At 41.2% G+C, this 3,538-nt stretch carries 3 protein-coding genes; all 3 read left to right on the top strand.

Going from position 1 to position 3,538, the window contains the following annotated elements; translation table 11 throughout:
- Nucleotides 1-320: 320 nt before the first annotated feature.
- The 3 genes from HWQ37_RS01100 (at nt 321) to HWQ37_RS01090 (ending at nt 3,305) form a co-directional block, all read left to right on the top strand.
- Nucleotides 321-1,040 (top strand): response regulator, encoded by a 720-nt coding sequence (locus HWQ37_RS01100; protein ID WP_292742778.1) that lies wholly within the window; start codon nt 321-323, stop codon nt 1,038-1,040.
- A 162-nt stretch (nt 1,041-1,202) separates the two neighbouring features.
- Nucleotides 1,203-2,876: a SpoIIE family protein phosphatase gene (locus tag HWQ37_RS01095; protein WP_292742776.1), complete on the top strand. Its 1,674-nt coding sequence runs from the start codon at nt 1,203-1,205 to the stop codon at nt 2,874-2,876.
- Nucleotides 2,877-2,879: 3 nt separating this feature from the next.
- Nucleotides 2,880-3,305 (top strand): ATP-binding protein, encoded by a 426-nt coding sequence (locus tag HWQ37_RS01090; protein ID WP_292742774.1) that lies wholly within the window; start codon nt 2,880-2,882, stop codon nt 3,303-3,305.
- The last annotated feature ends 233 nt before the right edge of the window (nt 3,306-3,538 follow it).

The following is a 3,538-nucleotide window of genomic DNA, read 5'->3' as shown; positions in this document are numbered from 1 at the left end:
CAACGAGAGAAAGCATAATGAAACTAAATAGACATAAGAGTGAAAAAGAATGTATATACTTAGTGCTGCTACGTATATATAAGGGTTTCATGTAACACATAATTAATTTCAATCATCTGTCTATTAATCTTGGGCGCTTGTACTTGGGCTGAACCAGTCCAACTTTTATTGTTACAGTGTAATATTCACTTAGTATAAAACGCTCAACTCGCAACTCTGGTTCCGGGAATAGAAGCCCCCAGTCTACTGCTTGCAGTTAGTGTGGGAGTATGTCACGAAACTCGACTTTATGGTTATAGTGTAACGGGCTGAAGTTGGCTATGAGTAAAATTCGTATCGCTCTGATTGAAGATCATGACCTAACTCGTGTGGGTATTCGTACAGCACTACAGCAAAAGGATGAAATTGAAGTTGTAGGTGAAGCTGCTAATGCTGTTGAGGGACTAAAAATGTTAAAAATGCTACAACCAGATATTGCTATTGTCGATATTGGTTTACCAGATAAGGATGGCATTGAGTTAACACGGGAGGTAAAATCTACTACTAATGGACAGCAGTTACTCACAAGAGTGTTAATTTTGACGTTGCGGGATAACAAAGAAGCGGTGTTGGCAGCTTTTGCTGCTGGTGCAGACTCTTACTGTATGAAAGATATCAAATTTGATAATTTGCTGGAAGCAGTGCGAGTAACTTACAATGGCAACGCCTGGATCGATCCAGCGATCGCTCGGATTGTATTACAACAAGCGCAACAAAATCCCCAAAAATTGGAGTCGGCTTTAACCGATTCTAAGACTATTGCTCCTAACCCGGATTCTTTTGAGAATCTGGAAGGAATTCAACCTTACACCCTGACAGAAAGGGAATTGGAAGTGTTACAGTTGATTGTCGAAGGTTGTAGTAATGCACTCATTGCGGAAAGACTTTACATCACAGTTGGCACTGTTAAAACTCACGTTCGCAATATTTTGAATAAGCTATGTGCCGATGACCGTACCCAAGCAGCAGTCCGCGCCTTGCGTTCTGGGTTAGTTGGATAAATTTAATTTTGGTGTGGATCGATTGAGGATAATCAAGGGAAACTCACAACTTTGAAAAGTTATATTTTCAAAGTAATGGCTTCTCTGATTTTCTCTTATTTATTAGGTGGGATAAACATCATACTATCTCGCCATTCAAATATATGAAAACAAAAGTCAAATATGGCTGAAATTGGGACGGACAAACTTAAGCTCATGGTGGTAGATGATGAGCCAGATAACTTAGATTTACTCTACCGCACTTTTAGGCGAGATTTTCAAGTATATAAAGCTAATCATGCTTTTGGTGCTTTAGAAATCTTGGATCAATTTGGCGAAATGGCGGTGATTATTTCTGACCAAAGAATGCCAGAAATGAATGGGACTGAATTTTTTAGTCGCACTGTAGAGCGCTTTCCAGACACAATTCGGATTTTGTTAACTGGTTTTACTGATGTCGAAGATTTGGTAGACGCGATTAACTCCGGTCAGGTCTTCAAGTACATTACCAAACCCTGGAATCCAGAACGGCTCAGAGGGTTGGTTGAGCAAGCTACTGATACATATCGCCTAGTTAAGAAGCGCACCCAAGAGTTACGTCGGGCCTTACGCCGAGAATCTTTGTTTAATGCGGTAACAACAGCAATTCGGGAATCTTTAGACTACGATAGTATGCTGCAAAAAATTGTTGCAACTATTGGAGAAACATTTGAAGCTACCAGTTGCTTGCTCAAACCGGTAGAGGGCGATCGCCTTACACCAGACGAGTTCTTCTACCACGATCCAAAATCCGATGTATTAGATAGGTTCTTCGACTCCAGTGTTTTAATCGAAAAGGTGCTGGAAACCCGTCATTATCAACTTGCTCAAGATGTATATAACGGTAATCCCAGTCATCACCTAGTTGTACCACTTAGCTACCATCAGCATTTGTTGGCTGTGCTGACCCTGCATCAATGGGGACGCGATCGCCCTTGGGAAGACGAAGACATCCAACTAATTGCAGGTGTTGCCGAACAAGCAGCCTTAGCCCTCTCCCAAGCAAAACTCTACCAACGCCTCCAAGAAAAGCAACAGCAGATTCACACTGAGTTAGAGGTGGCTCGCCAAATTCAATACAACCTGCTACGCCAAAGTTTACCTGACATTAAAGGTGTGAAGGTACAAGCTTGCTGCTATCCGGCGCGCGAAGTCGGAGGCGATTTTTTTGAAGTTTTTGTCCATCCCAAAGGCGACTTGTGGCTAGCAGTGGGTGACGTTTCTGGCAAGGGCGTTCCAGCAGCTTTATTTATGGCTAGTATTATTTCAGTTTTGCGCCGAGAATTATCTCAAGAGACACCAGCAGAGCCGAATATAGTCATGCAGAACCTCAACCAGGCGCTCAGTGAAGATTTAATTAGCAACAATTATTTTGTCACTCTTGTGTTAGCCTGTTATACCCCTAGCACTAAGGAACTCGTCTACACCAATGCCGGTCATATTTACCCAATATTATGGTCGCGTGGCTCGACTTTAGCCGACAATCCCAATTACCTGAAAGTTCGTAGTGTTCCTTTAGGGATTTTACCTAAGTGGCAAGCACAGTCTGGTCGCTTGGTTCTTGCTACTGGAGACACATTGTTATTAGCTAGCGATGGAATTACAGAAGCGATGGTATCAAATAATCATGATTTAACAGTAAAAACTGAAGCTGGGGTTGAGCCAGTGAACCGTTCGATGCTGAATCAAGATGGTCTTTGGCAACTCTTACAACAAGAGCAGCAACCACTTTCTCTTAACCATTTACTAGCTCGTATCCAGGCAGATAATCACGTTCAAGAAGACGATCAAACTATACTTTCACTGGAGATTTTGTAAGTCATGAAAAGTGAGCTTCATGTACCAAGCGACTTGAATTTTCTGAATATTGTTGAAAACTGGTTGCTGGGATGTTTGAAAATCCAGTTAGGGGAATCTGTGGATTGGTCGCGGCAATCAAGTCGTTTAAGACTGGCTTTAGTGGAAGCCTACTCTAATGCAGTTCGTCACGCCCACAAGGACAAACCAAATTTACCGATTTTACTGCGTTTAGAAGTGAAAAACCGGGATTTTGCCTTAGAAATTTGGGATTATGGCGAAGGCTTTGATATGTCTAACTACTATGCTCCAAACCCGATGGAAAAACAAGAAGGTGGTTATGGTTGGCTGATTATGAATCGTCTAATGGATAAAGTAGATTACAAGTTGCAAATTGATGGTGCCAACTGTCTGAAGTTAGAAGCTACTTTACCCGAATTAGTCCAATAGACAAAAGTTACCGAATAATTACTAATTCGTAATTCGTAATTAATGGTACAAGACCCTTAATTTATTGATGGAGATAAAAAACATAACTCCTTTTTTTCAAGCCTCCGACAAAAGCCCGTGGTGTAATAATTACGAATTATTTTGACTCGGTGATAAATATTGGTTTAAAACTTTGCCCTTTGTAGTTATTTGCTACTTACTTTTCACGACGTAAAGAAAGTAACTCTTTGGGG

Origin of the sequence: Nostoc sp. NMS4 (genome assembly GCF_017115095.1) — a bacterium.
Taxonomy (GTDB): Bacteria; Cyanobacteriota; Cyanobacteriia; order Cyanobacteriales; family Nostocaceae; genus Nostoc.
The sequence above is the reverse complement of the archived record's forward strand: the minus strand, read 5'-3'. Positions and strand labels throughout refer to the sequence as shown.

What these genes read in the sequence shown, in the direction of transcription:
- HWQ37_RS01100 (WP_292742778.1), top strand. Translation starts at nt 321, where the DNA reads ATGAGTAAAATTCGTATCGCTCTGATTGAAGATCATGACCTAACTCGT.
- HWQ37_RS01095 (WP_292742776.1), top strand. Translation starts at nt 1,203, where the DNA reads ATGGCTGAAATTGGGACGGACAAACTTAAGCTCATGGTGGTAGATGAT.
- HWQ37_RS01090 (WP_292742774.1), top strand. Translation starts at nt 2,880, where the DNA reads ATGAAAAGTGAGCTTCATGTACCAAGCGACTTGAATTTTCTGAATATT.